The following is a 26,148-nucleotide window of genomic DNA, read 5'->3' as shown; positions in this document are numbered from 1 at the left end:
TCAGATGACGCGGATGTTCTCGGCCTGGAGGCCCTTGTTGCCCTGAGCCGTGTCGAACTCGACCTTCTGGTTCTCTTCCAGGTTGCGGTAGCCGTCGCCGGCGATCGCGGAGAAGTGCGCGAAGACGTCAGTGGTTCCGTCGTCGGGGGTGATGAAGCCGAAGCCCTTTTCGGAGTTGAACCACTTAACGGTGCCTGTTGCCATTTTTCTTGTTCCTTCAATCAGAGTTGTCGATCTCGATTTCGAGATCGCTCGTCGCGGTGCCTTTTTGTCCGCTCCCTCTGAGAACGACGCCACCGTCGGAACCCCTCTCGGTGAGAGGAGGCCTTCGGCACGTCGCGAGATACAAATGCGTAACACAACAACCAGTTCCATCAGCGTAGTGCACGGATGCCCACGAACACACCCTCTGAGCAGAACTCGTGTCGGTGTGTCGGCCCGATGACCGGACGAGGCAAGGAGAGCCACATCTCGTCGGTCGGCTTCGCGCCGGGGCTGGTGCCGGATGTGGGACTCGAACCCACACGCCCTCACGGACAGAGCATTTTGAGTGCTCCGCGTCTGCCATTCCGCCAATCCGGCGCACAACAACCAGGTCGACAATACCGTAGGCTTCACGTCGTGAGTGACCAGGAAGCAACCCCAGCAGCACCCCGTCGCGTCGTCGTGGCCGAAGATGAGTCCCTCATCCGCCTCGACATCGTCGAGATCCTCCGCGACAACGGTTTCGAGGTGGTGGGAGAGGCCGGGGACGGCGAGACCGCCGTCGCCCTCGCCACCGAGTTGCGCCCCGACCTCGTCATCATGGACGTCAAGATGCCCCAACTGGACGGCATCTCCGCCGCCGAGCGGCTCTCGAAGGCGCACATCGCGCCGGTCGTCCTCCTGACCGCGTTCAGCCAGAAAGAGCTCGTCGAGCGGGCGAGCGAGGCAGGCGCCCTCGCCTACGTCGTGAAACCCTTCACCCCCAACGACCTGCTGCCCGCGATCGAGATCGCCCTCTCGCGGTACGCACAGATCATCACCCTCGAGGCCGAGGTCGCCGACCTGGTCGAGCGCTTCGAGACCCGCAAGCTCGTCGACCGGGCGAAGGGGCTCCTCAACGAGAAGATGGGGCTCACCGAACCCGAGGCCTTCCGATGGATCCAGAAGGCGTCCATGGACCGCCGCCTGACGATGCACGACGTGGCCCAGGCGATCATCGAACAGTTGAGCGCCAAGAAGTAGTCGTCCGCGACGAGAGAAGGCCCGCCCCGACGATCGGGGCGGGCCTTCTCTCGTCGGCTCACCGGTCGCGGGCGTCCGTGAGGAAGTTCGTGATGCGGACCGTCGACAACAGCCGACCGCGATCGTCGGTCATGACGACCTGGTGCGTCGTGAGCGTGGAACCGAGATGGATGGCCGTGCAGGTGCCCGTCACCCACCCGGTCGCCGCCGAGCGGCTGTGGCTCGCGTTCAGTTCGATGCCCATCGCGACGCGTCCCGCTCCCGCGTGCACGTTCGCCGCCACGGACCCGAGGGTCTCGGCCAGGACGACGTGCGCGCCGCCGTGAAGGATGCCGACGGGTTGGGTGTTGCCGTCGACGGGCATCCGACCCACGGCACGCTCGGCGCTCATCTCGTCGATCACGATGCCCATCTTCTCGGCCAGGGCACCGACACCCCGTCGTCGGAACAACTCGACGGCGGCATCGCTCAGGGACGCGTCCGACGCGACGGTCCTCTCGGCGTCGTTCGGGACGGCGGACGGAGTGCTCATGGTTCTCCGGTGGATCGGACCGGGGCGCCCGGCGACGGTGTCGGGGGTGCCCGCTAGGCTGACGTGGTGACGGACGACACGAAGCCTACCCTCCTGGTCATCGACGGCCATTCCCTGGCGTTCCGGGCCTTCTACGCCCTCCCGGTCGACAGTTTCGTGAACCGCGAAGGTCAGCACACCAACGCCATCCACGGCTTTATCTCGATGCTGCTCAGCCTGCTCAAGGCCGAGAAACCGACGCACCTGGCCGTCGCCTTCGACATCTCTCGCTTCTCCTTCCGCACCCGCGAGTACCCCGAGTACAAGGGCACGCGGTCCGAGACCCCGCCCGAGTTCGTGGGCCAGATACCGCTTCTCCAAGAGGCGTTGCACGCCATGGGCATCACCACGATCACCAAAGAGGACTTCGAGGCCGACGACATCCTCGCGACCCTGGCGAGCCGCGGTCGCGACGACGGGTACCGGGTCCTGGTGGTCTCCGGCGATCGCGACGCCATCCAGATGGTCAACGACGACGTCACCCTCCTCTATCCCTCGGCCCGCGGCGTGAGCGAACTCACCCGGTACGACCGCGACAAGGTCTTCGAGCGATACGGCATCGAACCCCACCAGTACCCCGAGGTCGCCGCTCTCGTCGGCGAGACGAGCGACAACCTCATCGGCATCGACAAGGTGGGGGAGAAGACGGCCGTCAAGTGGATCAACCTCTACGGGGGTCTCGACGAGATCATCGCTCGTGCGGACGAGATCAAGGGCGTCGTCGGGCAGAAGCTCCGCGAGCAGAAAGAGAACGCCATCCGCAACCGCCGGCTCAACCGGCTGGTGACCGACGTCGAGCTCCCGGTGGGGCCGGGTGACCTCGAGCGCCGGGCGATCGACGAGGCGGCCGTCCGAGAGCTCTTCGACAAACTGCAGTTCCGCACCCTGCTCGAGCGCGTCCTGGCCCTGTCGGGATCGACCGAGCCCTCCGCGGCGAACGCGGGTGAGACAGCGGTGACGGCGGCCCCCGAAGGCCTCCCCGTCGTCCGGACCCTCATCGACGAAGAACTGGCCTTCTGGCTGAAGAAGCATGCGTCCGACCCCGAGAAGCCCGTCGGCCTCACGGTCGAGTACGGCGCGGACGGCATCGTCGGGCTCGGCATCTCGTCCCTCGACGAGTCGGCGTACGTGCCCTGGGCCGCGGGTCGCGGCGACTACGTGGCCCTCGAGGCCTGGCTGGACGACGCCACGCCCAAGGTGGTCCACGACGCGAAGCGCGCCTACAAGGCGCTGTCGCGGGCCGGCCTCACGCTGACGGGCATCGCCGGCGACCCGCGGATCGCCGCCTGGCTGCTGCGCCCGGGCCGCACCTCGTTCGCCCTGTCCGACCTCGTCTACGAGCAACTGGGAGAAACGCTGCCCGTCGGAGATCCCAACCAGCTCGTGTCGGCGGACGACGACGTCAACGTGGCCTCCGAGGCCTGGTACGTCCTCCGATTGTCCGAGTCGTTGGTTGCCGCCCTCGACGAGGGCTCCCGTCGGGTGCTCACCGAGATCGAGCTGCCCCTGGTGCCGGTGCTCGGAGACATGGAACTCACCGGTGTCGCCGCCGACCGCGACACGCTCAAGGCGCTCTCGCTCCGTCTGGGTGAACAGGCCGGCGAACTGGCCGCGGCGGCGTTCGCCGAGATCGGACGCGAGGTCAACCTCGGCTCACCCAAGCAGCTGCAAGAGGTGCTGTTCGAGCAACTCCAGATGCCCAAGACCCGAGCGACCAAGACGGGCTTCTCGACCGACGCCGCCTCCCTGGCCGATCTGCAGGAGAAGCACCCGCACCCCTTCCTCGACCTGCTCCTGAAGCACCGCGACGCGACGAAGCTGCGCCAGATCATCGAGACCCTCGAGAAGTCGATCGCCGACGACGCGCGCATCCACACGACGTACGACCAGACGGGCACGACGACCGGGCGCATCTCGTCCGTCGACCCGAACCTCCAGAACATCCCGGTCAAGGCCGCCGTCGGTCGCGAGATCCGCGCCGCGTTCGTGCACGGTCCCGATTACGAGACGCTCCTCACGGCCGACTACTCGCAGATCGAGATGCGCATCATGGCGCACCTCTCGGGCGACGAGGGGCTGATCCAGGCGTTCAACGAGGGCGAAGACCTGCACCGGTTCGTCGGTGCCCGCATCTTCGGGGTCGAACCCGCCGACGTCAGCCCGGCCATGCGCACGAAGGTCAAGGCCATGTCCTACGGCCTCGCCTACGGGCTCAGCGCCTTCGGCCTGTCGAAGCAGCTGCGCATCGAGACCGCCGAGGCACGCCAGCTCATGACCGACTACTTCGCCCGGTTCGGTGCCGTACGGGAGTACCTCCGCAACGTCGTCGAGCAGGCGCGCGAAGACGGCTACACCGAGACCATCTACGGTCGGCGCCGCCCCTTCGCCGACCTCAAGTCCCCGAACCGCGTCCTGCGCGAGAACGCCGAGCGGGCCGCCCTGAACGCCCCGATCCAGGGCTCGGCCGCCGACATCATGAAGATCGCGATGCTCGGTGTCCGATCCGAACTGGACGAGCGAGAGATGGGGTCGCGCGTGCTGCTGCAGGTGCACGACGAACTCATCGTCGAGGTCGCACCGGGCGAGGTCGACGACGTGCGCGAGATCGTGCGTCGGCGCATGAGCGGGGCGGCCGACCTGCGCGTGCCGCTCGACGTCAGCGTCGGCCTCGGCGAGAGTTGGGACGCAGCGGCCCACTGAGCCCCGGGCGCCGCGGCGCCGAACGGCCACGGACCCTGAGGTCCATCTCGGCGACGTCGCACGTCGCACGTCGCACGTCGCACGTCGCCCGTCGCCCGTCGCACGTCGCCGAGACGGTCCGTCCTGCCCTTCTGCGCGCGCCTCCTGTCCCCGGGGTCCTACGACCCGGCCCGAGCGGCCCCGCTCGGGCACGTGCTGCCCGTTCATCGGGCATCGGTTGCCCATCGGGCAGCCAATCGACGCCCCACTCGGGCACAAACGGACACGACACGCGGTACAGACTTGACCGGGCCACACAAACGGACTTATATAAGCGCAGATCAACAACAGTTGAACTCCTTCCGCACTTCCGCACCACCGGTCAGCCCCCGAGGCGGCCGTGCAGTCCGACGACGAGGTCTCCCATGTACGCACCGGAGCGTCACCAGCAGATCCTCGACACGGCCCTGTCCCGGGGCCGAGTCGAGGTGGCCGGTCTCGCACGAGAGCTCTCGGTCGCGCCCGAGACCGTGCGCCGCGACCTGACCGCCCTCGAGCGCCGGGGCGTCCTCCGCCGCGTCCACGGAGGCGCCATCGCCGTCGAGCGCCTCGGCATCGAGCCTCCCGTGGTCGACCGGGAGGGAACGGCCGCGTCCGAGAAGGAGCGCATCGCCCGGGCCGCCCTCGACGAACTGCCCGACGGCGGCTCGATCATCGTCGACGCCGGCACCTCGACCATCCGTCTGGCCGAACTCCTGCCCCTCGACCGGGAGCTGACCGTGGTCACCCACTCGCTCGCCGTCGCCACCATCCTCATCAGCCGACCGAACGTCACGCTCCACCTGCTCGGCGGCCTCATCCGCACCCGCACGTACTCCGCGGTGGGGGACTGGACGCGGGCCCAGATCGCCGACGTCTTCGCCGACGTCGCGTTCATCGGGACGAACGGCGTCTCGGTGGAGCGTGGGATCAGCACCCCCGACCTGGCGGAGGCGCGGGTCAAGCGCGCGCTCATCGCCGCGTCACGACGCACCGTCGTCCTCGCCGACCACACCAAGTTCGGTCGCGAGGACTTCGCCAAGGTCGCACCGCTCACCGACGTCGACACCGTCATCACCGACTCCGGCGTGGACGCCGAGCTGGCCGACGACGTCGAACAGGCCGGCCCCCGGGTCGTGATCGCATGACGCGACTCCGACCGGCCCCCCTCGTTCCCTCCCGACGCACCACAGCACCTCGCACCACCTCCATCACCCCACACCCCTCTCGTCGCTGAGAGAAACAAGGAGAAGTCGTCACCATGTCCGAATTCACCCCCACCGTCACCGGTACGGGAGCCCGAGCGCGCGTCCAGCGCTTCGGCGGCTTCCTGGCCGGCATGATCATGCCGAACATCGGCGCCTTCATCGCCTGGGGCCTCATCACGGCCCTGTTCATCCAGACCGGTTGGACGCCGGTGCCCCAGCTCGGCGGCTTCGGCGAGATGTCCGACGGCACCCCGTGGCCCGGCCTCGTCGGTCCCATCATCAAGTACCTGCTGCCGATCCTGATCGCCTACACGGGTGGTCGCATGGTCCACGGTCAGCGCGGTGCCGTCATCGGCGCCGTCGCCGTCATGGGCGTCATCGTCGCGACCGACGTGCCCCAGTTCCTCGGCGCGATGATCGTCGGCCCGCTCGCCGCCTGGGTCCTCAAGCAGTTCGACAAGCTCGTCGACGGCCGCATCAAGTCCGGCTTCGAGATGCTCGTCAACAACTTCTCGCTCGGCATCATCGGTGGCGCCATGGGCGTGCTCGCCTTCTTCGGCCTGGCCCCGGTCACCACCGCGATCACGAACGTCTTCGGCGGCGCCGTCGGCTTCCTCGTCGACCGTGGCCTGCTGCCCCTGGCGTCGATCATCATCGAGCCGGCCAAGGTCCTGTTCCTCAACAACGCCATCAACCAGGGCATCCTCACCCCCCTCGGTGGCACGCAGGTGCAGGAGGCCGGCAAGTCGATCCTCTTCATGCTCGAGTCGAACCCCGGCCCGGGTCTCGGCATCCTCCTCGCGTACCTCTTCTTCGGTCCGCGCGCCATCCGCCCCTCGGCCCCGGCCGCGATCATCGTGCACTTCTTCGGTGGCATCCACGAGATCTACTTCCCGTACGTGCTGATGAAGCCGATCCTGCTCGTCGCCGCCGTCCTCGGTGGAGCGACCGGCATCGCGACCTTCGCCCTGTTCAACGTCGGCCTCGTCGGCCCTGCCTCGCCCGGCAGCATCATCGCCTACACGCTCGTCGCCGCCCGCGGGGACCTTCTCCCGATCTACCTGGGTATCCTGCTCTCGGCGGCCGTCTCGTTCGTCGTCTCGTCCCTCCTCATGGGCTTCGGTCGCAAGGAGAACCGCGAGGCCCGTGCCGAGGACTCCGCCGCACAGGAGCAGGCTCTCGCCGACGCCCAGGCCGCCACCGCGGCCAACAAGGCCACCAGCAAGGGCACCGCGGCACCCACCGCCTAGCCCGCCCGCACCACCAGTCAGCACCACCACCACACAAGGAGAAGGTCATGGCAACCCTCGACGGTTCCAGCATCAAGAAACTCATCGTCGCGTGCGACGCGGGCATGGGCAGCAGCGTCATGCTGGCGTCCACGCTCAAGAAGCAGCTGAAGAAGAGCGGTGTCACCGTCGAGCACTCGCCCGTCGCGTCGATCCCGTCGGACGCCGACGTCGTCGTCACCCAGAACAACCTCGCCGAGCGTGCCCGCGGCGTCGTGCCGAACGTGCCCGTCGTGCCGTTCCAGCTGTTCATGGGAGACCCCAACGTCGCCAAGGTCGTCAAGGCGATCCAGGACGGCTCGACGGTCGAGGTCTGACGATGACCGACCAGCAGGCACCCGAGCTCTCGGCGCTCCTCGCGGAGTCGTCCATCCGACTCGACGAGGTCGCCGCCTCGCGTGACGAGGCCATCCGCAAGACGGGTCGGGCCCTGATCGACGCGGGTGCGATCGACGAGTCGTACGTCGACGCCATGTTCGAGCGCGAGAACTCGGTGTCCACCTACGTCGGCGAGGGTGTGGCGATCCCGCACGGCACCCTCGCCGGCAAGGACTCGGTCAAAGAGGACGCCCTCGTCGTGCTGCGGTTCCCGACCCCGGTCGACTGGGACGGCAACGAGGTCTCGGTCACGGTCGGCATCGCCGCCAAGGGCAACGGCCACATCGCCATCCTCAGCCAGCTCGCCAGCATCCTGATGGACCCCGACAAGGCCGCCGCCCTGCGCGGGTCGACCACGACCGCCGAGGTCTACGAGTTGCTCGCGTCGACCGACGACGACGACTGATCCCCACCCCCTCCAGAGGAGAAGACATGCCAGAACGTTCCGTCACCATCGCCTCGAGCGTCGGGCTGCACGCCCGCCCCGCCTCGTTGTTCAGCCAGGCCGCCGGCAAGACCGGCGCCAAGGTCACGCTGACCTCCGCGGCCGGCAAGAGCGTCAACGCCGCCAGCATCCTCGGCGTGCTCTCGCTGGGCATCGGCCACGGTGAAGAGGTCGTCGTCGCGACCGAGGGCGACAACGCCGAGGCCGCCCTCGACGAACTCGTCGCGCTCCTGGCGACCGACCTCGACAAAGAGTAGGTACCGACACCAGAACGGGACGCCCGCCGACGAGAGTCGGCGGGCGTCCCGTTCGTCGTGGGAGCCGAGGAGGCGCGGTGCGGGGCCCCCTGCACCGCGCCTCCTGCGTCACTAGGCTCGTCGGCATGACCGATGCCGCGACGACGCCGACCCCTCGCACGCCCACCCCCGTCGACGGGGTCGCCGAACGCTGGGTGGACACCCTCTGCGAGCTCGACCCCACGACCGCGACCTGGATCGGCCGTGAGGGCCGGACGGGCGAGTACGGCGACTACTCGCCCGACGGTCATGCCCGACGCGTCGAGGCCGTCCGGGCCACGCTGGCCGAACTGCGGGCCACCACCCCCGTGGACGACGTCGACCGGGTCACCCGGGACGACCTGACGAGCGAGCTCGAGCTCGAGCTGCTCTACGCCGAACAGCGCCTCGAGTTGCGCGACCTCAACGTGATCGCGTCACCCGCCCAGGGCATCCGCGACGTGTTCGACCTCATGCCCACCGCCTCCGAGCGCGACTGGGTCGACGTCGCGACCCGCCTCGGCCGGGTACGGACCGCCGTCGACCAGTACGTCGAGACGTTGCGCGCGGGCATCGCCGGGGGAGTCACCCCCGCCCGGCGCCAGGTCGAGAAGGTGGCCGAGCAGTGTGCCCGCATCGGTGCCGACGACGGCTTCTTCGCCGAGTTCGTGCGGGACGCCCGGCTCGGTGACGGCACCGAACCCGGAACGGCGCTCGGCCGGGACCTCTCGTCGGGCGCCTCGTCGGCGGCGGAGGCCTACGTCGACCTCCGACGCTTCCTGCTCGACGAGTTGCTCCCCGCGGCGACGGCCGACGACGCCGTCGGGCGCGACGCCTACGCCCTGCACTCGCGACGGTTCCTCGGAGCGACGGTCGACCTCGACGAGACCTACGAGTGGGGGATCGACGAGCTCGCCAGGATGACGGCCGAACAAGAAGAGGTCGCCCGGTGGATCGAACCCGGGGCGTCGGTCTCCCGGGCCATCGAGCTGCTCGATGCCGATCCCGCACGCCAGCTCGACGGCACCGACGCACTCCGCGCCTGGATGCAGGAGCTCAGCGACCGCGCGGTCGCCGAGCTGGGTCGGGACCAGTTCGACATCCCCGAGCCGGTCCGCCGGCTCGAGTGCCGCATCGCACCGACCAAGGACGGCGGCATCTACTACACGAGCCCCAGCGACGACTTCTCGCGTCCGGGCCGCATGTGGTGGTCCGTGCCCGAGGGGGTCACCCGTTTCGGCACGTGGCGCGAGACGACGACGGTCTTCCACGAGGGGGTCCCCGGCCACCACCTCCAGCTCGGTCAGGCCGTCCACAACCGGGCCACGCTGAACACGTGGCGTCGACAACTGGCCGGCACCTCCGGGCACGCCGAGGGCTGGGCCCTGTACGCGGAACGGCTGATGGACGAACTCGGTTGGCTCGGTGACCCGGGCGACCGGTTGGGCATGCTCGACGGTCAGCGCATGCGTGCCGCGCGTGTGGTGCTCGACATCGGTGTCCACCTCGGCAAGCCGTTCCCCGGCGGCGGCGGGCGGTGGGACGCGACGAACGCCTTCGCCTTCATGTCGGAGAACGTCAACATGGACACCGAGTTCGTGCGCTTCGAGGTCGACCGGTACCTCGGCTGGCCGGGGCAGGCGCCGTCGTACAAGGTCGGTCAGCGCATCTGGGAAGACCTCCGTGCCGAACGAGCCCGTCGAGACGGCGCCACCTTCGACGTCAAGGCCTTCCACCGCGACGCCCTTCAGCTGGGCGGGGTCGGGCTCGACACGCTCAGGCGGGCACTGCTCGCGTGAGTCGCCGCGACCCGCGACACGCCGTTGCCCACACCTGCGGCGCCGCGCTAAGATGACCGAGCGCTATCTGCGTCGACATTTCCGCACGCCGCGTTCGACACACCCTCCCGGACACCGTTCGAGGGACGAGCACGGCCCGATTCATGCCCGTACTGGAGCACTAACTACATGACAACCGTAACGACCAAGGCACCCAAGCAGGTCGCCATCAACGACATCGGATCCGCTGATGACTTCCTGGCCGCGGTCGAGAAGACCCTGAAGTTCTTCAACGACGGCGACCTCATCGAGGGCACCGTCGTGAAGATCGACCGCGACGAGGTCCTCCTCGACGTCGGCTACAAGACCGAGGGCGTCATCCCCTCGCGCGAACTCTCGATCAAGCACGACGTCGACCCCACCGAGGTCGTCGAGGTCGGCGACACGGTCGAGGCCCTCGTCCTCCAGAAGGAAGACAAAGAAGGCCGTCTGATCCTGTCCAAGAAGCGCGCTCAGTACGAGCGTGCCTGGGGCGACGTGGAGAAGATCAAGGACGCCGACGGCGTCGTCACCGGTACGGTCATCGAGGTCGTCAAGGGTGGCCTCATCGTCGACATCGGCCTCCGTGGCTTCCTCCCCGCATCGCTCATCGAGCTGCGCCGCGTCCGCGACCTCACGCCCTACCTGGGCCAGGAGATCGAGGCCAAGATCCTCGAGCTCGACAAGAACCGCAACAACGTGGTCCTGTCGCGCCGTGCCCTCCTCGAGCAGACGCAGTCCGAGAGCCGCACGACCTTCCTCAACAACCTCCACAAGGGCCAGGTCCGCAAGGGCGTCGTCTCGTCGATCGTCAACTTCGGTGCGTTCGTCGACTTGGGCGGCGTGGACGGCCTCGTGCACGTCTCCGAGCTCAGCTGGAAGCACATCGAGCACGCCAGCGAGGTCGTCGAGGTGGGCCAGGAGGTCACCGTCGAGATCCTCGAGGTCGACCTCGACCGTGAGCGCGTGTCGCTCTCGCTCAAGGCCACCCAGGAAGACCCGTGGCAGGTGTTCGCCCGCACGCACGCGATCGGTCAGGTCGCTCCGGGCAAGGTCACCAAGCTCGTCCCCTTCGGTGCGTTCGTCCGCGTGGCCGACGGCATCGAGGGCCTCGTGCACATCTCCGAGCTGTCGGCGAAGCACGTCGAGCTGGCCGAGCAGGTCGTCGCCGTCGGCGACGAGGTGTTCGTCAAGGTCATCGACATCGACCTCGACCGCCGTCGCATCTCGCTGAGCCTCAAGCAGGCCAACGAGGGCGTCGACCCCGAAGGCACCGAGTTCGACCCGGCGCTCTACGGCATGCTCACCGAGTACGACGACCAGGGCAACTACAAGTACCCCGAGGGCTTCGACCCCGAGACGAACGAGTGGCGCGAGGGCTTCGACTCGCAGCGCGAGAAGTGGGAGCAGGACTACGCTGCCGCCCAGGCGCGCTGGGAAGCCCACAAGAAGCAGGTCGCTGCCTCGCTCGTCGAAGAGACGACGTTCGACGCTCCCACGGGTTCGTCGTTCTCGGCCGAGTCCGCTTCGGGCGCCGGCACCCTCGCCGACGACGAGTCGCTCGCCGCGCTGCGCGAGAAGCTGTCGAACAACAACTGAGTCCCTCCGGTCTCGACCAGAAGGCGGTTCCCCCTCGGGGGAGCCGCCTTCCGGCGTTTCCGGCGTAGTCTCGACGTCGTGTTCGTCTGTGGATTGACCGGTGGCATCGCCGCCGGCAAATCGGTCGTGGCCCGTCGACTCGCCGAACGGGGCGCGGCGCACATCGACGCCGACGCCCTCGCCCGCGAGGTGGTCGAGCCCGGATCCGCCGGACTCGAGGCCGTCGTCGCCCGCTTCGGGTCCGACGTCCTGCAGCCCGACGGCTCCCTCGACCGAGCCGCCCTGGGGGCGATCGTCTTCGCCGATGCCGCTGCACGCCGCGACCTCGAGGGGATCACCCACCCGGCCGTGCACGAGCTCTCGGTCCGGCGCATGTCCGACGCCGTCGCGGACGACGCGGGTCGCGTCGTCGTCTACGACGTGCCGTTGCTCGTCGAATCGCGGGGGACCGACGGCTTCGACGTGGTCGTCGTCGTGCACGCCCCGCGCGAGGTCCGCCTGAGGCGACTCGTCGAGCTCCGCGGGATGGACGACGAGGAGGCGCGGCGTCGCGTGGACGCGCAGGCGGACGACCGGACGCGGCTCGCCGTGGCGGACCTCGTCGTCGACTCCTCCGGTTCGCTCGAGAGCACGCTGGAACAGGCGGACGACCTCTACGACCGTCTGCGTTCGCTGTCAGCGGCGAAGCAGGCGGCCTCCCACGACACGAGTGTCGGTGGTCCCTCCTAAGCTGGAATCCATGGAACCGACCCGCAGTGTGCGCCCGTTCGAAGTCATCAGCGAATTCGAACCCAGTGGCGACCAGCCGGCCGCCATCGCCGAACTGGCGGGGCGCATCAACGCCGGCGAGACCGACGTCGTCCTGCTCGGCGCCACCGGAACGGGCAAGTCGGCGACCACCGCCTGGCTCGTCGAGCAGGTGCAACGGCCCACGCTCGTGCTCGCCCACAACAAGACGCTCGCGGCCCAGTTGGCGAACGAGTTCCGATCGCTCTTCCCGAACAACGCCGTCGAGTACTTCGTCTCGTACTACGACTACTACCAGCCCGAGGCCTACGTCCCGCAGACCGACACCTTCATCGAGAAGGACAGCTCGGTGAACGCCGAGGTCGAGCGGTTGCGGCACTCGACGACGAACTCGCTGCTGAGCCGACGCGACGTCATCGTCGTCTCGACGGTCTCCTGCATCTACGGGCTCGGCACCCCCGAGGGCTACATGGAGGCCATGATCGCCCTCCAGGTCGGCATGCGGATCGATCGCGAGACGCTCATCCGGCGGTTCGTCTCGATGCAGTACCAGCGGAACGACATCGACTTCTCCCGTGGCAACTTCCGCGTGAGGGGAGACACGATCGAGATCATCCCGATGTACGAAGAACTGGCCATCCGCATCGAGATGTTCGGCGACGAGGTGGAGGCGCTGTACGCCCTCCATCCGCTCACGGGCGACGTCGTCAAGACGATGGACGCCGTCTCGGTCTTCCCCGGTTCGCACTACGTCGCGGGCACAGATGTCATGCACCGCGCCATCGGCACCATCAAGGACGAACTCGCCACCCGCCTCGACGAGCTCGACAAGCAGGGAAAGCTCCTCGAGTCCCAGCGCCTGCGCATGCGCACGACCTTCGACCTCGAGATGATGGAACAGATCGGCTTCTGCAACGGCATCGAGAACTACTCCGCGCACATCGACGGTCGGTCGCCCGGCGAGGCACCCCACTGCCTGCTCGACTACTTCCCGGACGACCTGCTCGTGGTGATCGACGAGTCGCACGTCACCGTGCCCCAGATCGGCGCCATGTACGAAGGCGACGCCTCGCGCAAGCGCACCCTCGTCGACCACGGCTTCCGGCTTCCCAGCGCCCTCGACAACAGACCCCTCAAGTTCGAGGAGTTCCTCGACCGGGTCGGCCAGAAGGTCTACCTCTCGGCGACGCCCGGCAAGTACGAGCTGGGCATCACCGACAGCGTCGTCGAGCAGATCATCCGACCCACCGGGCTCATCGATCCCGAGATCGTGGTCAAGCCGTCCGCGGGCCAGATCGACGACCTGCTCGAAGAGATCCGCACACGGGTCGAGATCGATGAACGTGTCCTGGTCACCACCCTGACCAAGAAGATGGCCGAAGAACTCACCGACTTCCTCACCGAGGCCGGAGTGCGAGTCCGCTACCTGCACTCCGACGTCGACACGCTCCGGCGGGTCGAACTGCTCACCGAACTGCGGCAGGGCGTCTACGACGTGCTCGTCGGCATCAACTTGCTCCGTGAGGGCCTCGACCTCCCCGAGGTGTCGCTCGTCGCGATCCTCGACGCCGACAAGGAGGGCTTCCTCCGTTCGTCCACGTCACTCATCCAGACAATCGGCCGTGCGGCACGAAACGTCTCGGGTCAGGTCCACATGTACGCCGACGTGATGACCGACTCGATGAAACAGGCGCTCGAAGAGACCGATCGTCGTCGAGAGAAGCAGGTCGCCTACAACCTCGAGCGAGGCATCGACCCCCAACCGCTCCGCAAGAAGATCGCCGACATCACCGAGGTCCTGGCCCGAGAAGGTGCCGACACCGCACGCCTCCTCGCGGATCGCCAGGGTGGCAAGCGCGCCCCCACGCCGAACCTCCGCCGCGAGGGCAAGGCCGCCAGCGCCGCGAACGGCCTCGAAGCGATCATCGCCGACCTCAACGAGCAGATGCTGCAGGCCTCGGCCGAGCTCAAGTTCGAGTTGGCCGGTCGGCTCCGCGACGAGGTCGCCGACCTGAAGAAAGATCTGCGACAGATGGAGGCGGCCGGTCATGCCCGGTGATCGTCGACGCGTCGTCGTCACGGGTGCGACCGCAGGGCTCGGCTATTACTCCGCCGAGCGGCTCGTCGCGGCCGGTCACCAGGTCGTCCTCGCGGCCCGCGACGCCGAGAGGGCCGTGCGGGCCGCCGATCTCCTCCGCAGCCGCGTGCCCGGGGCGGACGTCGACACGGTCGCCCTCGACCTGGCCGACCTCGCGTCGGTCCGCACGGGTGCATCCGCCATCGCCGCCGGCGGACCGGTCGACGGCCTCCTGGCCAACGCCGGCGTCGTCGGCTCCCGTCGGCGTCAGACGACGACCGACGGGTTCGAGCTCCAGTTCGGCACCAATCATCTCGGCCACTTCGCCCTGGTCTCGCACCTCATGCCGGCCCTCGAGTCGGCAGGGCGGGCTCGAGTCGTGCACCTCGGAAGCATCAGCCATCGGTGGGTGCGACTCGACCTGGACGATCCCATGATGGTCTCGAGCTACTCCGGCGCGGTCGCCTACGCACGTTCCAAGCTCGCGGTCATGACCTTCGGCTTCGACCTCGACCGTCGCCTCCGGGCCGCCGGATCCTCGGTCTCCAGCGTCGTCGCCCACCCCGGGTTCTCGTGGGACTCGCTCAGCGACCCGCGCCCGCCCGTCGTCGAGCCCCGCCGCCCTCCCGCCGTCCTCACCTCGATGATGCACGTCTTCTCCCAGGGCAAGGAGGTCGGAGCAGAGCCTCTCGTCCACGCCCTCGTGGGCGAAGACGTCCACGGCGGGGAATACTGGGGTCCGGCCGGATGGTTCCAGTTGACCGGCGCTCCGGCACGCGTGCCCGCGAAACGTCACAGCCGTGACGAGTCGGTGGCCTCGCGTCTGTGGCAGGTGTCCGCCGGCCTGACGGGCGTCCATCCGACCGTCTCGTCCCCGGCCCCCTGACCCCGCGCCGCCGGCTGCACCTCCCGCGGGCCCGCCCGCCACGACGACGAGTGTCGTCCACATCGACAGAATGGTAAGAGTGTCCATCTCACCTGTAGAAGGTTCCTCCACGCTGAGCGTCCGGGGTGCCCGAGTGCACAACCTGAACAACGTCGACCTCGAGATCCCACGTGACTCGTTGGTCGTCTTCACCGGGTTGTCCGGCTCGGGCAAATCGTCCCTGGCGTTCGACACGATCTTCGCCGAGGGGCAACGTCGGTACGTCGAGTCCCTGTCGGCCTACGCGCGGCAGTTCCTGGGTCAGGTCGACCGTCCCGACGTCGATTTCATCGAGGGCCTGAGCCCGGCCGTCTCCATCGACCAGAAGTCCACGAACCGCAACCCGCGGTCCACGGTCGGCACGATCACCGAGATCTACGACTACATGCGCCTCCTCTGGGCACGCATCGGCGTTCCGCACTGCGCCGTCTGCGGCGAGAAGATCAGCAAGCAGAGCGTGCAGCAGATCGCCGACCAGCTCATGACCCTCGAGTCGGGCATCCGGTACCAGGTGCTGAGCCCCGTGGTCTCGCAGAAGAAGGGCGAGTTCGTCGACCTGTTCGCCGAGCTCGCGTCCACGGGGTATTCCCGGGCCATCGTCGACGGTGAGCAGATCCAGCTCAGTTCGCCGCCCAAGCTGAAGAAGCAGATCAAGCACGACATCTCGGTCGTGGTCGATCGCCTCGTCGCCTCCGACCAGGCGCTGACCCGTCTGACCGACTCGCTCGAGACCGCCCTGCGCCTGACGGACGGCCTGGTCACGATCGACTTCGTCGACACCGACGAGGGCGCGGCCGGCAAGTACCGGACGTTCTCCGAGAAGCTCTCGTGCCCGAACAACCACCCGGTCCAGCTCACCGAGATCGAACCCCGCACGTTCTCGTTCAACGCCCCCTTCGGCGCTTGTCCCGAGTGCTCCGGACTCGGCACGAAGATGTCGGTCGACTCCGACCTGCTGCTCGGCGACCCCGAGCTCAGCCTCGCCGACGGAGTCATCCTGCCCTGGACCCAATCCGGCAAGGGGCTCTACAACTACTTCCAGAAGCTCCTCGAGGGCTTGGCCGGTGATCTGGGCTTCAGCCTCAAGACGCCCTGGCACGAGCTGCCCGAGAAGGTCCGACAGGCCGTCCTGCAGGGCAACGACTTCGAGGTCACCGTGAAGTGGCGCAACCGCTTCGGCCGAGAGATGACCTACTCGACGGGCTTCGAGGGTGTCATGCCCTACATCGAGCGCAAGTACGCCGAGGCCGAGACCGACACGCAGCGCCAGCGCTACGCGTCCTACCTCCGCGAGATCCCGTGCGTCGTCTGCAAGGGCAAGCGGCTCAAGCCCGAGGTCCTCGCCGTCCTGGTCGACGGGCACGACATCGCGAGCGTGTCCGAACTCAGCCTCGCCGACGCGTTCGGGTTCATGAACAGCCTCACCCTCACGACCCGCGAGGCGCGCATCGCGGCCCAGGTGCTGCGTGAGATCCGGGTCCGACTCGAGTTCTTGCTGGAAGTGGGTCTCACGTACCTCTCCCTGGCCCGCGCCGCGGGGTCCCTCTCCGGTGGAGAAGCCCAGCGCATCCGCCTCGCGACCCAGATCGGGTCGGGTCTCACCGGAGTCCTCTACGTCCTCGACGAGCCGAGCATCGGCCTCCACCAGCGTGACAACCGCCGACTCATCGACACGCTGGTCAAACTCAAGAACCTCGGCAACACGTTGATCGTCGTCGAACACGATGAAGACACCATCAAGACGGCCGACTGGGTCGTCGACATCGGCCCGGGTGCCGGCGTCAACGGCGGCACGGTGGTGCACTCGGGCAGTTACGAGGACCTCGTCGCGAACACCGACTCGTACACCGGCGACTACCTCGCCGGGCGGCGCTCCATCGAGACCCCGACCAGCCGTCGCCCCGTCGACAAGAAGCGCATGATCTCGGTCGTGGGCGCCAAGGCCAACAACCTGCGCGACGTCACCGTCGACTTCCCCTTGGGCACCTTCGTCGCGGTGACAGGCGTCAGCGGCTCGGGCAAATCCTCGCTCGTCAACGACATCCTGTACAAGGTCCTGGCCAACCAGCTCAACGGAGCCCGTCAGATCCCCGGCAAGCACACGCGGGTCACGGGCCTCGACGCCCTCGACAAGGTCGTCCACGTCGACCAGGCGCCGATCGGTCGCACCCCGCGCTCGAACCCGGCGACCTACACGGGTGTCTTCGATCGCATCCGTACCCTCTTCGCCGAGACGACCGACGCGAAGGCCCGCGGCTACCTGCCGGGCCGGTTCAGCTTCAACGTCAAGGGCGGCCGCTGCGAGAACTGCGCAGGTGACGGCACGATCAAGATCGAGATGAACTTCCTTCCCGACGTCTACGTCGCCTGCGAGGTGTGCGGTGGTGCGCGGTACAACCGCGACACCCTGGCGGTGCGGTACAAGGGCAAGAACATCTCCGAGGTCCTCGAGATGCCGATCAGCGAGGCCGCCGAGTTCTTCGCCCCCATCTCGGCGATCTCCCGGTTCATGTCGACGCTGGTCGACGTCGGCCTGGGCTACGTGCGACTCGGCCAGAGTGCCACCACGCTGAGCGGGGGCGAAGCCCAGCGCGTGAAGCTCGCGACCGAGCTGCAGAAGCGCTCCAACGGGCGCAGCGTCTACGTGCTCGACGAACCGACGACCGGCCTGCACTTCGAGGACGTCCGCAAGCTCCTCCTCGTGCTGAACGGTCTGGTCGAGAAGGGCAACACCGTCATCACGATCGAGCACAACCTCGACGTCATCAAGTCCGCCGACTGGCTGATCGACATGGGCCCTGAAGGAGGCGCGGGTGGCGGCACCGTCATCGCCACCGGAACCCCCGAGCACCTCGCGACCGTGCCCGAGAGCCACACGGGCGTCTTCCTGAAGGAGATCCTCGAATCGGGTCACACCGTGCCCCGGGTGCAGAAGAAGAAGGCCACGTCGACTCGACGCCGGGAGGCCGTCGAAGCACGATGAGCAACACCGTCTCCTGGCGTCCGAAAGCGGGCGAGATCCCCACCGACCCCGGCGTCTACCGCTGGCGTGACGAGCGGGGGAGGGTGCTCTACGTCGGCAAGGCCAAGAACCTCCGGGCCCGGCTGAGCAACTACTTCGCACCGCTTCCGTCGCTGCACGAACGCACCCGACGAATGGTCCTCACCGCTCGATCCGTCGAATGGACCGTGGTGGGCAGCGACATCGAGGCCCTCCAGCTCGAGTACACGTGGATCAAAGAGTTCGACCCGCCCTTCAACGTCAAGTTCCGCGACGACAAGACCTATCCGTTCATGGCCGTCACCCTGGCCGACGAGGCACCTCGGGTGATGGTCACGCGCAACCCGCGCATCAAGGGGGCCAAGTACTTCGGGCCGTACCCGAAGATCTGGGCCGTCCACGACACCATCGACCTGATGATCAAGGTCTTCCCGATCAGGACCTGTTCCGACAGCAGCTACAAGAAGGCCATGCAGACGGGCAAGCCCTGCTTCCCGGGGCAGATCGGTCGTTGTGGGGGGCCGTGTTCGCACAAGGTGTCGATCGACGAGCACCGGGCGATCGTCGACGAGTTCGTCAAGTTCATGGGCAGCTACGACAAGAGGGTGATCGCCGACCTGCAGCGCTCCATGAAGACGGCCGCCACGGAGCAGCGCTTCGAGGACGCGGCCACGTACCGCGACCAGGTGCAGGCCCTCGAGGCCGTGCTCGACAAGTCGGCGGTCGTCCTCCGCGACAACGTCGATCTCGACCTCTACGCCCTCGCCGAGGACGAGCTGGCGGCCGCCGTCCAGCTCTTCACGGTGAGGGGCGGTCGCATCCGTGGCTCCCGCGGCTGGGTCGTCGACAAAGAGATCGACATCTCGACCGGCGACCTCGTCGAGCAGGTCCTGCAGGGCATCTACACCGCCGGCGCCGAGCTTCCCCGCGAGATCGTCGTGACCGAGACGCCGGACGACAACGACGCCCTCGAGAGCGTGCTCAGCACCCTCCGCGGTCGGGGACGGGTCCAGATCCACACGGCACAGCGCGGCGAGAAGGCCAACCTGATGCAGACGGCGACCCTCAACGCGCAGCAGTCGCTCATGCTCTACAAGACCCGTCGCAGCGCCGACTTCGCCACCCGGTCGACCGCCCTGGCCGACATCCAGGAGGCCCTCGGCATGAGCGACGCGCCCTTGCGCATGGAGTGCTACGACGTGTCCCACCTCTCGGGCACGAACATCGTCGCCTCGATGGTGGTCTTCGAGGACGGCCTGCCGCGGAAGGACCAGTACCGGCGTTTCAACATCCCCCGGTCGACCGACGACACCGAGTCGATCTACCAGACGCTCAGCCGCCGTCTCTCTCGCCTCGACGACGAACTCGCTCCCGTCGAGGAGGTGGGTGAGCAACGCAAACGGTTCGCCTACCGCCCCAACCTCCTCATCGTCGACGGCGGACAACCCCAGGTGGCGGCGGCCCGACGAGCACTCGACGACGCCGGCGTCACGGACATCGCGCTCTGCGGGATCGCGAAACGGCTCGAGGAGATCTGGCTGCCCGACGACGACTTCCCGGTCATCCTCCCTCGCAACAGCGACGCGCTGTTCCTCATCCAACGCATCCGCGACGAAGCGCACCGGTTCGCGATCACACACCAGCGACAGCGTCGCAAGCGCGACATCTCGACGCAGCTCGCGGAGATCCCGGGGTTGGGGCCCTACCGGGTGGCCGTGCTCCTGAAGCACTTCGGCTCGGTCAAGCGTTTGAAGGATGCCGAGGCAGCGGACATCTCGGCCATCCGCGGCATCGGCCCGACGCTCGCCGCCGCAGTCGTCGAGCGGCTTCGCGGAGCCGAGGACGTCACGGCCGACGACGTGGCGGCCGACGACGTCGTGCCCCCCACGAGCCCCGCCTAGACTCGATGCACCGCATGCCGACCCGGAGGACACCACCGACATGAGCGACGTCAGCGAACAGCAAGAGGTCCTGATCGTGACGGGGATGTCCGGCGCCGGACGGTCGACCGTCGGCAACGCCCTCGAGGACCTCGACTGGTACGTGGTCGACAACCTGCCGGCGCAGATGTTGCGACCGCTGCTCGACCTGGCCGAACGTGCGGGGGACTCGCTCCCCAAGATCGCTGCCGTGGTCGACGTCCGCGGGGGACGCCTCTTCAGTGAGGCCCAAGAGGCCGTGCGCACCTTGCGGGCGAGCATGCCCAGCAAGGTGCGGGTGCTGTTCCTCGACGCGACCGACGCGGCGCTGGTCCGGCGTTTCGAGCAGGTCCGGCGACCGCACCCGTTGCAGGGTGACGGCACCTTGCTCGACGGCATCCTCGCCGAGCGTGCGCGCATGGAAGAGCTCCGCGAGACGAGCGACGTGATCATCGACACGTCGGAACTCAACATCCACCAGTTGGCCACGACGATCTCCGAGAAGTTCGCCGAGTCCGACCGCGCCGGGGTCCAGGTGACCGTCCTCAGTTTCGGGTTCAAGTACGGCCTGCCCACCGACGCCGACATGGTGGGCGACGCGAGGTTCCTCCCCAACCCGTTCTGGGTGCCCGCGCTCCGGCAGCAGTCCGGGCTCGACGAGCCGGTCACGTCGTACGTCATGCAGCAGGACGGGGCCCGGGAGTTCGTCGACGCCTTCGCCGCTTCGCTCGTCCCCGTCTTGTCGGGCTATCAGCGTGAGAACAAGAGACACGCTACGATCGCCATTGGCTGCACCGGGGGCAAACATCGATCGGTCACCCTCGTGGGTGAACTGGCGGCGCGTCTGCGTGGACTCCCCGGCGTGGCCGTCAGCGTGAAACACCGCGACCTCGGCCGAGAATGACCCACCGAGGTGCTTCAGCACGCCCGTGCACCGACGACACCTCGACCTGACGAAAAGGAACAACCGGAGTGGCCCAGACTGCCGACGTCAAAGAAGAACTCGCCCGCGTCGAGGTGAGCAGGACGACGATCCGGGCCGCTGAGCTCGCCACCGTCCTCCGTTTCGCCGGAGGACTGCACCTCATCTCCGGTCGGATCGCCGTCGAGGCGGAACTCGATTCCGCGCTCATCGCCCGACGGGTCCGGAAGGACCTGGCCGAGCTGTACGGAGCCAGGAGCGACGTCGCGATGACGGCTCCTGCCGGCTCACGCCGCACCCCCGGGTTCCTCGTCCGGGTCCACGAGGCCGGTGAGACGCTGGCCCGTCAGACCGGGCTCATGGACGCCCGCCGACGACCCGTCCGTGGCCTGCCGAACCGGCTCACGACCGGCTCGCGCGACGATCTCGCCGCCATCTGGCGAGGGGCGTTCCTCGCGCAGGGCTCGTTGACCGATCCCGGTCGGTCCGCCTCGCTCGAGGTCGTGTGCCCCGGCAACGAGACCGCCATGGCGCTCGTCGGGGCCGCTGGCCGACTGGGCGTCGCGGCGAAGGCCCGAGAGGTCCGCGGCGTGCACCGGGTCATCATCCGCGACGGCGAGGCCATCGGCACCATGCTCAAGGTGATGGGCGCCGAGAAGAGCGTCACCGACTGGGAAGAGATGCGCCAGCGCCGCGAGGTGCGCGCGACGGCGAACCGACTCGTCAACTTCGACGACGCCAACCTGCGACGGTCGGCCCAGGCCGCCGTGGCCGCGTGCGCCCGCGTCGACCGGGCGATGGAACTGCTCGGCGACGACATCCCCGAGCACCTCAAGTACGCGGGCGAGCTGCGACTTGCCCATCGCGACGCCAGCTTGGACGAACTCGGCCACCACGCCGACCCCCCGATGACCAAGGACGCCGTCGCGGGTCGGATCCGTCGCCTGCTCGCCATGGCCGACAAGAAGGCCGGCGACCTGGGGTTGCCGGGTACGGACGCCAACCTGCCGCACGACCTCGACCTCGACTGAGGGGCGGCGGAGGGTCTTCACGACGTCACCGGAGGACGAATTCCGGAGGGCTGCTGCTACTGTCGTAAGCGGTGTCCGACCCGAGGTCATCGAGAGTTCGGGCGTCGCCACGGGCCTGGTCGCCCACACCCTCCACGCGTCCCCACGACGCCTGATCATCAGGAGTTTCATTGACCGTCAAGATCGGCATCAACGGCTTCGGTCGCATCGGCCGTAACTACTTCCGCGCGGCGCTCGCCAAGGGAACCGACATCGAGATCGTCGCCGTCAACGACCTGACCGACAACGCCGCCCTCGCGCACCTCCTCAAGTTCGACTCGATCACGGGACGTCTCGACGCGACCGTCGAGCTGGACGGCGACTCGATCGTCGTCGACGGCAAGCCGATCAAGGTCCTCGCCGAGCGCGACCCCGCCAACCTGCCCTGGGGCGAGCTGGGCGTCGACATCGTCGTCGAGTCGACCGGTTTCTTCACGAAGGCCGAGGACGCACGCAAGCACATCACCGCCGGCGCGAAGAAGGTCCTCATCTCGGCTCCGGCCACGGGTGACGACGCCACCATCGTGCTGGGTGTGAACGAGGGCATCTACGACCCCGCCAACCACCACATCATCTCGAACGCGTCCTGCACGACGAACAGCCTGGCCCCCCTGATGAAGGTGTTCCTGGACAACTTCGGCGTCGAGCGCGGTCTCATGACGACGGTCCACGCGTACACGGCCGACCAGAACCTGCAGGACGGTCCGCACAAGGACCCCCGCCGCGCCCGTGCCGCCGCGCTCAACATCGTCCCGACGTCGACCGGTGCCGCCAAGGCCATCGGCCTCGTGATCCCCGAGCTCGCCGGCAAGCTCGACGGTTACGCCCTGCGCGTGCCCGTGCCCACCGGCTCGATCACCGACGTGACCCTCGAGACCAGCACGCCGGTGACGGTCGAGCAGATCAACGCCGCCTACAAGGCCGCCGCCGAGGGTGAGCTCAAGGGCATCCTGGCCTACTCCGAAGACCCTCTGGTGTCGACCGACATCACCACCGACCCGCACTCGTCGATCTACGACTCGGGCCTGACCAAGGTCATCGGCAACCTCGTCAAGATCACCTCGTGGTACGACAACGAGTGGGGCTACTCGAACCGTCTCGTCGACCTGACGAAGTACGTGGCCGACCGCCTCTAGTCCGACCTCGGTGCCCCGGCCCTCACGGGCCGGGGCACCGTCCTCCGAACCCGAAACGAACCCATGAGCCTGCGTACCCTCGATTCCCTCGGTCCCCTGTCGGGCAGACGCGTCATCGTCAGATGCGACCTCAACGTCCCTCTGAAGGACGGCGAGATCACCGACGACGGCCGCATCCGTGCCTCCCTCGAGACCCTCGACCTGCTGATCAACCAGGGGGCCAGGGTCGTGGTCATCTCGCACCTCGGCCGCCCCGACGGCGAGGCGAAGCCCGAGTACAGCCTCAGACCGGTCGCCCAACGCCTCAGCGAACTCCTCGGGAAGAGCGTCGGCTTCGCCGCGCACACCGTGGGTGACGAGACCGCCGCAGCAGTGGACGACCTCACCGACGGCCAGATCGTCGTCCTCGAGAACCTCCGCTTCAACGCCGCCGAGACGTCGAAGGACGAGTCCGAGCGTCAGGAGTTCGCCGCACGCCTGGCCGAGCTCGGTGACGTGTTCGTCTCCGACGGCTTCGGGGTCGTGCACCGCAAGCAGGCGAGTGTGTACGAGTTGCCCGCGCTCCTCCCGAGCGCGGCCGGGACGCTCATCTCGCGTGAACTCGAGGTCCTCGACAAGCTGACCGAGAACCCCACGCGCCCCTACAGCGTCGTCCTCGGCGGCTCGAAGGTCTCCGACAAGCTCGGCGTCATCGAGCACCTCCTTCCCCGGGTCGACAACCTGCTCATCGGTGGAGGGATGCTCTTCACGTTCCTCGCCGCCCAGGGACTCCCCGTCGGCAAGAGCCTGCTCGAGAAGGACCAGCTCGACCGGGTCCGCGGCTACGTCGACGAGGCCGCGCGCCGGGGCGTCAACCTCGTGCTCCCCGTCGACGTGGTGGTCGCCTCGTCCTTCAGCGCGGACGCCGAGCACACGGTGGTCGCCTCGGACGGCATCGAATCCTCTGCTCTGGGCTCCGAGGCCCTGGGCCTGGACATCGGCCCCGAGACGGCCGCGCGCTTCGCGGAGACCGTCCAGACGTCGTCCACGGTCTTCTGGAACGGTCCGATGGGAGTCTTCGAGTTCCCCGCCTTCGCACACGGCACCCAGAAGGTCGCCGACGCGTTGACCCGGGTCTCCGGTCTCGGCGTCGTGGGCGGCGGCGACTCGGCCGCGGCCGTTCGTGCCCTGGGGTTCTCCGACGACCAGTTCGGCCACATCTCCACCGGCGGTGGAGCCAGCCTCGAGTTCCTCGAGGGCAAACGACTCCCCGGACTGGAGGTCCTCGGATGGTGACCACACGCACGCCCCTCATCGCCGGCAACTGGAAGATGAACCTCGATCACCTGCAGGCGATCGCGTTCGTCCAGAAGCTCGCATGGTCCCTCAAGGACGCCAAGCACGACTTCGACGCGGTCGAGACCGCGGTGTTCCCGCCGTTCACCGACCTCCGAAGCGTGCAGACCCTGCTCGACGCCGACAAGCTCGAGTTGGCTCTCGGAGCCCAAGACCTGTCCGCTCACGACTCGGGCGCCTACACGGGCGAGATCTCGGGGCAGTTCCTCGCCAAGTTGGACGTGCGCTACGTCCTGGTCGGGCACTCTGAGCGTCGGACGCTCCATGCCGAGGACGACGAGGTCGTGGCGACGAAGGTCGCCGCCGCGCATCGCTCGGGCCTCGTCCCCGTCGTCTGCGTCGGTGAGACGGCCGACGATCTCGAGCAGCACGGCCCCAGCGCGGTGCCCGTGGCCCAGCTCCGTGCGGCGCTCGCCCAGGTGCCGGCCTCCGCCGAGATCGTCGTCGCCTACGAGCCCGTCTGGGCCATCGGCTCCGGACAGGCCGCCACGGCCGAGCAGGCCGAGCAGGTCTGCGCGGCCCTGCGGGCGGCCCTGGTCGAGATCGTCGGTCCGGACGCCGCCGCCACCACCCGCGTCCTCTACGGCGGCTCGGTCAAGTCCACGAACATCGCATCGTTCATGCGAGAGCCCAACGTCGACGGAGCCCTCGTCGGTGGGGCGAGCCTCGACGTGTCCGAGTTCGCCAACATCGTCCGCTTCCAGGCGCACGTCGGCGTCTGACGGGCCGGGTGCGTCGCCCGTCGGCGCCCCTCCGACTCGGCCTGCCAGGGCGACGGCCTCTCGCGGTTATACTGTTCAGCGGTCTCACCGCATCGAAAGGTCCTACGTGGAAATTCTCCAGGTCATCCTGCAGGTGTTGCTCGGCATCACGAGCCTCCTGTTGACCCTCCTCATCCTGCTCCACCGCGGCCGTGGTGGCGGTCTCTCCGACATGTTCGGCGGTGGCGTCACGAGCAACCTCGGGGCATCCGGCGTCGCCGAACGCAACCTCAACCGCATCACGGTCTTCCTGGGTCTCGTCTGGATCACCTGCATCGTGGTCCTGGGCCTCATCACCAAGTTCGCGGCGGTCAGCTGATGGCCTCGGGCGGTAGCGCAATCCGCGGCTCGCGCGTCGGCGCAGGTCCCATGGGTGAGCAAGATCGCGGCTTCCACGCCGAGCGGATCACCATCTCGTACTGGGATGCCCTCGGCAACGAGGTCGTCCGTCACTTCGCGGCCAACGTGCCCGACGAAGAGATCCCCGAGACCGTCGACTCACCCTCGAGTGGATTGCCGGCAGGGCGCGACAAGGCGAACCCGCCGACGGTCGCGAAGCTGGAGCCGTACAAGACGCACCTCGCGTACGTCAAAGAGCGACGGACCGAAGAAGAAGCCGAGCAGTTGCTCGAAGAGGCTCTGCAGCAGCTGCGAGTCCGACGCGGCAAGGCCTGATCCAGCCGATCGCGCCTCCCGGTGTCTCCACACCGGACATGACGAAGGGCCCC

General features: G+C 68.0%; 23 protein-coding genes and 1 tRNA gene. 21 read left to right on the top strand and 3 right to left on the bottom strand.

From position 1 onward, the window contains the following. Both ASL10_RS05785 and ASL10_RS05780 read right to left on the bottom strand, forming a co-directional pair. Nucleotides 1-204: a cold-shock protein gene (locus tag ASL10_RS05785; RefSeq protein ID WP_043592793.1), complete on the bottom strand. Its 204-nt coding sequence runs from the start codon at nt 202-204 to the stop codon at nt 1-3. Between the two features lie 292 nt (nt 205-496). Continuing rightward, nucleotides 497-582, bottom strand: a tRNA-Leu gene (locus ASL10_RS05780). 39 nt (nt 583-621) lie between these two features. Between ASL10_RS05780 and ASL10_RS16190 the strand changes: the two genes are divergently transcribed. Then, nucleotides 622-1,227 (top strand): ANTAR domain-containing response regulator, encoded by a 606-nt coding sequence (locus tag ASL10_RS16190; protein ID WP_043592796.1) that lies wholly within the window; start codon nt 622-624, stop codon nt 1,225-1,227. A 58-nt stretch (nt 1,228-1,285) separates the two neighbouring features. Here the strand turns inward: ASL10_RS16190 and ASL10_RS05770 are convergent, their stop codons facing one another. Then, nucleotides 1,286-1,639 (bottom strand): PaaI family thioesterase, encoded by a 354-nt coding sequence (locus ASL10_RS05770; RefSeq protein WP_233568385.1) that lies wholly within the window; start codon nt 1,637-1,639, stop codon nt 1,286-1,288. Between the two features lie 186 nt (nt 1,640-1,825). Here ASL10_RS05770 and polA point away from each other — a divergent pair, with 186 nt between their 5' ends. The 20 genes from polA to ASL10_RS05670 all read left to right on the top strand — a co-directional run bounded on the left by polA (nt 1,826) and on the right by ASL10_RS05670 (nt 26,095). Continuing rightward, the gene (polA, locus tag ASL10_RS05765; RefSeq protein ID WP_056047436.1) at nt 1,826-4,498 is read left to right on the top strand and encodes a DNA polymerase I; all 2,673 of its coding nucleotides are present in this window, start codon (nt 1,826-1,828) and stop codon (nt 4,496-4,498) included. Between the two features lie 404 nt (nt 4,499-4,902). Further along, nucleotides 4,903-5,664, top strand: coding sequence for a DeoR/GlpR family DNA-binding transcription regulator (locus ASL10_RS05760; protein WP_056045263.1), 762 nt, complete (start codon nt 4,903-4,905; stop codon nt 5,662-5,664). A 113-nt stretch (nt 5,665-5,777) separates the two neighbouring features. Further along, a complete protein-coding gene (locus ASL10_RS16505; protein ID WP_056045261.1) occupies nt 5,778-6,974 on the top strand; it encodes a PTS mannitol transporter subunit IICB in 1,197 nt (398 codons plus the stop codon). Nucleotides 6,975-7,021: 47 nt separating this feature from the next. Continuing rightward, complete coding sequence (locus ASL10_RS16500; protein WP_054146078.1) at nt 7,022-7,330, top strand: PTS lactose transporter subunit IIB; 309 nt, start codon at nt 7,022-7,024, stop codon at nt 7,328-7,330. A 2-nt stretch (nt 7,331-7,332) separates the two neighbouring features. Continuing rightward, nucleotides 7,333-7,797: a PTS sugar transporter subunit IIA gene (locus ASL10_RS16495; protein WP_056045258.1), complete on the top strand. Its 465-nt coding sequence runs from the start codon at nt 7,333-7,335 to the stop codon at nt 7,795-7,797. Between the two features lie 26 nt (nt 7,798-7,823). Continuing rightward, nucleotides 7,824-8,093: an HPr family phosphocarrier protein gene (locus ASL10_RS05740; protein WP_043592801.1), complete on the top strand. Its 270-nt coding sequence runs from the start codon at nt 7,824-7,826 to the stop codon at nt 8,091-8,093. A gap of 125 nt (nt 8,094-8,218) precedes the next feature. Next, nucleotides 8,219-9,910 carry a DUF885 domain-containing protein gene (locus ASL10_RS05735; RefSeq protein WP_056045255.1) on the top strand — a complete coding sequence of 564 codons (1,692 nt, stop codon included), beginning with the start codon at nt 8,219-8,221 and terminating at the stop codon, nt 9,908-9,910. 168 nt (nt 9,911-10,078) lie between these two features. Next, nucleotides 10,079-11,527, top strand: a complete 1,449-nt coding sequence (rpsA, locus tag ASL10_RS05730) for a 30S ribosomal protein S1 (RefSeq protein ID WP_043592805.1) — start codon at nt 10,079-10,081, stop codon at nt 11,525-11,527. A gap of 78 nt (nt 11,528-11,605) precedes the next feature. Next, on the top strand, nt 11,606-12,256 hold the full coding sequence (gene coaE, locus ASL10_RS05725) for a dephospho-CoA kinase (protein ID WP_056045251.1): 651 nt from the start codon (nt 11,606-11,608) through the stop codon (nt 12,254-12,256). A 10-nt stretch (nt 12,257-12,266) separates the two neighbouring features. Beyond that, a complete protein-coding gene (gene uvrB / locus ASL10_RS05720; protein ID WP_043592809.1) occupies nt 12,267-14,333 on the top strand; it encodes an excinuclease ABC subunit UvrB in 2,067 nt (688 codons plus the stop codon). Continuing rightward, complete coding sequence (locus ASL10_RS05715) at nt 14,323-15,237, top strand: SDR family NAD(P)-dependent oxidoreductase (protein ID WP_056045248.1); 915 nt, start codon at nt 14,323-14,325, stop codon at nt 15,235-15,237. The genes uvrB and ASL10_RS05715 overlap by 11 nt, the downstream gene beginning before the upstream one ends. Before the next feature lie 70 nt (nt 15,238-15,307). After that, nucleotides 15,308-18,259, top strand: a complete 2,952-nt coding sequence (gene uvrA / locus ASL10_RS05710; protein WP_123570081.1) for an excinuclease ABC subunit UvrA — start codon at nt 15,308-15,310, stop codon at nt 18,257-18,259. Further along, entirely contained in the window at nt 18,256-20,178 is a 1,923-nt protein-coding gene (gene uvrC, locus ASL10_RS05705; RefSeq protein ID WP_082460224.1) for an excinuclease ABC subunit UvrC, read from the top strand. The genes uvrA and uvrC overlap by 4 nt, the downstream gene beginning before the upstream one ends. Nucleotides 20,179-20,218: 40 nt before the next feature. Continuing rightward, entirely contained in the window at nt 20,219-21,100 is an 882-nt protein-coding gene (gene rapZ / locus ASL10_RS05700; protein WP_056045245.1) for an RNase adapter RapZ, read from the top strand. Nucleotides 21,101-21,168: 68 nt separating this feature from the next. Then, complete coding sequence (gene whiA, locus ASL10_RS05695; protein WP_056045242.1) at nt 21,169-22,149, top strand: DNA-binding protein WhiA; 981 nt, start codon at nt 21,169-21,171, stop codon at nt 22,147-22,149. Nucleotides 22,150-22,319: 170 nt separating this feature from the next. Next, complete coding sequence (gap, locus tag ASL10_RS05690; protein WP_043595015.1) at nt 22,320-23,324, top strand: type I glyceraldehyde-3-phosphate dehydrogenase; 1,005 nt, start codon at nt 22,320-22,322, stop codon at nt 23,322-23,324. Nucleotides 23,325-23,387: 63 nt separating this feature from the next. Next, nucleotides 23,388-24,599, top strand: coding sequence for a phosphoglycerate kinase (gene pgk / locus ASL10_RS05685; RefSeq protein ID WP_056045239.1), 1,212 nt, complete (start codon nt 23,388-23,390; stop codon nt 24,597-24,599). Continuing rightward, nucleotides 24,593-25,381 carry a triose-phosphate isomerase gene (tpiA, locus tag ASL10_RS05680; RefSeq protein WP_056045237.1) on the top strand — a complete coding sequence of 263 codons (789 nt, stop codon included), beginning with the start codon at nt 24,593-24,595 and terminating at the stop codon, nt 25,379-25,381. The genes pgk and tpiA overlap by 7 nt, the downstream gene beginning before the upstream one ends. 106 nt (nt 25,382-25,487) lie before the next feature. Further along, complete coding sequence (secG, locus tag ASL10_RS05675; RefSeq protein ID WP_043595012.1) at nt 25,488-25,739, top strand: preprotein translocase subunit SecG; 252 nt, start codon at nt 25,488-25,490, stop codon at nt 25,737-25,739. After that, a complete protein-coding gene (locus tag ASL10_RS05670) occupies nt 25,739-26,095 on the top strand; it encodes an RNA polymerase-binding protein RbpA (protein ID WP_043595011.1) in 357 nt (118 codons plus the stop codon). Before secG ends, ASL10_RS05670 begins: the two co-directional genes overlap by 1 nt. The last annotated feature ends 53 nt before the right edge of the window (nt 26,096-26,148 follow it).

The sequence above is a fragment of the Frigoribacterium sp. Leaf8 genome (assembly GCF_001421165.1).
In the GTDB taxonomy this organism is placed as follows: Bacteria; Actinomycetota; Actinomycetes; order Actinomycetales; family Microbacteriaceae; genus Frigoribacterium.
Note: the sequence above shows the minus strand (reverse complement) of the source record. Positions and strands in the feature narration are given on the sequence as shown.

Coding starts and splice junctions, on each gene's coding strand:
- ASL10_RS05760 (WP_056045263.1), top strand. CDS start 4,903: ATGTACGCACCGGAGCGTCACCAGCAGATCCTCGACACGGCCCTGTCC.
- rpsA (WP_043592805.1), top strand. CDS start 10,079: ATGACAACCGTAACGACCAAGGCACCCAAGCAGGTCGCCATCAACGAC.
- ASL10_RS05735 (WP_056045255.1), top strand. CDS start 8,219: ATGACCGATGCCGCGACGACGCCGACCCCTCGCACGCCCACCCCCGTC.
- ASL10_RS05770 (WP_233568385.1), bottom strand. CDS start 1,639: ATGGGCATCGTGATCGACGAGATGAGCGCCGAGCGTGCCGTGGGTCGG.
- tpiA (WP_056045237.1), top strand. CDS start 24,593: ATGGTGACCACACGCACGCCCCTCATCGCCGGCAACTGGAAGATGAAC.
- ASL10_RS05670 (WP_043595011.1), top strand. CDS start 25,739: ATGGCCTCGGGCGGTAGCGCAATCCGCGGCTCGCGCGTCGGCGCAGGT.
- rapZ (WP_056045245.1), top strand. CDS start 20,219: ATGAGCGACGTCAGCGAACAGCAAGAGGTCCTGATCGTGACGGGGATG.
- uvrA (WP_123570081.1), top strand. CDS start 15,308: ATGGTAAGAGTGTCCATCTCACCTGTAGAAGGTTCCTCCACGCTGAGC.
- ASL10_RS05715 (WP_056045248.1), top strand. CDS start 14,323: ATGCCCGGTGATCGTCGACGCGTCGTCGTCACGGGTGCGACCGCAGGG.
- ASL10_RS16505 (WP_056045261.1), top strand. CDS start 5,778: ATGTCCGAATTCACCCCCACCGTCACCGGTACGGGAGCCCGAGCGCGC.
- ASL10_RS05740 (WP_043592801.1), top strand. CDS start 7,824: ATGCCAGAACGTTCCGTCACCATCGCCTCGAGCGTCGGGCTGCACGCC.
- uvrB (WP_043592809.1), top strand. CDS start 12,267: ATGGAACCGACCCGCAGTGTGCGCCCGTTCGAAGTCATCAGCGAATTC.
- uvrC (WP_082460224.1), top strand. CDS start 18,256: ATGAGCAACACCGTCTCCTGGCGTCCGAAAGCGGGCGAGATCCCCACC.
- pgk (WP_056045239.1), top strand. CDS start 23,388: ATGAGCCTGCGTACCCTCGATTCCCTCGGTCCCCTGTCGGGCAGACGC.
- ASL10_RS05785 (WP_043592793.1), bottom strand. CDS start 204: ATGGCAACAGGCACCGTTAAGTGGTTCAACTCCGAAAAGGGCTTCGGC.
- ASL10_RS16495 (WP_056045258.1), top strand. CDS start 7,333: ATGACCGACCAGCAGGCACCCGAGCTCTCGGCGCTCCTCGCGGAGTCG.
- ASL10_RS16500 (WP_054146078.1), top strand. CDS start 7,022: ATGGCAACCCTCGACGGTTCCAGCATCAAGAAACTCATCGTCGCGTGC.